Genomic DNA, 1,953 nt, shown 5'->3' on the forward strand with positions numbered 1-1,953 from the left:
CTTTTCTGCGGCTTAAAAACGACTTAGTTAACCGGTAATAAAAGGGGCGTGCCTAACAAACCGTAATAAAGCAGCCTTGGGTTGCGTAATTCTAAGATTGTAGTTTGCTACAGCAATTGAGTGTAATTTAGGAACAAATATACAGGCATCGGGCCGCTTCATACGGCTAACCGTTGGTAACAATACGCCTTACATAACTTCTTAAAAACAGACTAAATTATTTCGGATATGATGACTCAAGTTTACGACTTAAAAACAGTCTTTAATTTTGGAAAATATAGAGGAAAGACTCTTGAACAAGTTTTGAAATCTGGAGAAGCTAGATATGTAGGTTATTTAATTTTTATGGAAATGAAACGATTCGTCTTACACCCAGACACAGTTTCTGAACTTGATAAACATGGCTTTTTTGACGACATGCCAATTTCTTATTATGGACCAACAGGGAGCTTATCGACAAAGAGTTTGGTTGATTATGACAAGAATAAGTTTTTGAAAAAACTCAAGATGCAGTATCAAGATTATACTAATGACCCAAATGAATATGAACGAATTGTAAAGCAGGAAGTTCAGGAATATTATAATAATAAAAAAGAAAGAACTAACACAGAAACTATAGAACCCAATAATGATAACGACTATGGTACAAGTTATGAAAAGTATGGTGGTTACAACGGTTATAGTGATGATGTTATAGATGATGCATTTGATGGTGACCCAACAGCAACCTGGAACGTAGAATAGAAAGTACTGTTACCAACAAACCGCAATAGTGCATAAGGGATTCAGAGCATTTTGGAAGGTTTGTGTCTTCGGCGAACAACGCCAAATCGTTGATTTGACTTTAAAACAAAATGAAAACATAAAACCCAACCCAACGCTTCGGCTCCCCGCATTTTGAAAGGTTTGTAAGGCTAAAATTCCCTTACGCACCATGCGGCAGGCCGTTGTGTGCAAGTTAAAAAACACTGCCAATGAAAAATTTATCTATAATAATCACGATTATAATTTTGAGTAGTTGTAAGACTACTTCTGAAATGTCATATCGAGAATTTTCTGATTCATTATCAGAATATAGAACCACAAAATTGATTGAACTAGATACGAATCTGAATACTGATAAGAAGTATATTGAATTTGAGAACCGAAATAGTTTGATTTACATTTCAATCGACAAATTAATCAGTTATGCTCAGAATAGAAGAAACGATTCAATATGTGAACCAAAGAAACTTGTTCTCTCTGAGATTATTACCAAATTAACTAATTCGGAAAGCAATTATTACTACATAGAAAAAGAAACTACTCCCGAACAATATAAAAAACTAAAATATCACAATCCGAGAATATACAAAAAGAACTTCATCGAACCTTATGGTTATTCAAGCGAAATTGATACGATAGGAAAATATGAGATTAAAGATTTGAAATATTGGATAATAAGTGAATTGTGCATCGAAGGAAATTGTTTAGTACTTGACAAAAGGAATAATGAATATGCTGACAAAATTTACTACGAAGTAATTGATTTTAAGGATGGACACGGCGGAGAGTCTCTTACATTTTCGGACAAGAAACCATTCTTTAATGTTGAAGTTTTTACCAGTATTGCTTGGCCTGACTTTGATTGTATGACTAAGGAAGAAATTGAAAATTGGAGAAATAAATAAAACCAGCACACAACATTTTGTATAGTGCATAGGGCAGATATGTTGTATTTGAGGCTTCTACGCTTTCTTCAACCCCGCCGAAGCGCAGCTTCGACGGTTGGTCAAATAGCAGGTGTCAAACCTGCGCTTCGGCTACTTAGCGGTTTGATAGGAAAGTGCTTTCTAATGCCCTACGCACCATACAATTTACCGTTAGGCACAACCCAATATTTTTAAGCCCGATTCGAAGTATTTTTGGGATTCGTGCGGCTTTTGAGGAATTTGCTGCTCACCCACGGGCCAG

Annotated in this window: 2 protein-coding genes; both read left to right on the top strand. The window is 35.5% G+C overall.

The features are described 5' to 3' along the window. The first annotated feature begins 228 nt into the window (after positions 1–228). The gene (locus ACSX1H_RS19200; RefSeq protein WP_439185871.1) at positions 229–744 is read left to right on the top strand and encodes a hypothetical protein; all 516 of its coding nucleotides are present in this window, start codon (positions 229–231) and stop codon (positions 742–744) included. Positions 745–974: 230 nt separating this feature from the next. Next, on the top strand, positions 975–1,670 hold the full coding sequence (locus ACSX1H_RS19205; RefSeq protein ID WP_439185872.1) for a hypothetical protein: 696 nt from the start codon (positions 975–977) through the stop codon (positions 1,668–1,670). Positions 1,671–1,953 lie beyond the last annotated feature (283 nt).

This window comes from Carboxylicivirga taeanensis, from assembly GCF_051851475.1.
Taxonomy (GTDB): Bacteria; Bacteroidota; Bacteroidia; order Bacteroidales; family Marinilabiliaceae; genus Carboxylicivirga; species Carboxylicivirga taeanensis.

Excerpts from the sequence above, each read along its gene's own strand:
- ACSX1H_RS19200 (WP_439185871.1), top strand. The coding sequence starts at position 229 with ATGATGACTCAAGTTTACGACTTAAAAACAGTCTTTAATTTTGGAAAA.
- ACSX1H_RS19205 (WP_439185872.1), top strand. The coding sequence starts at position 975 with ATGAAAAATTTATCTATAATAATCACGATTATAATTTTGAGTAGTTGT.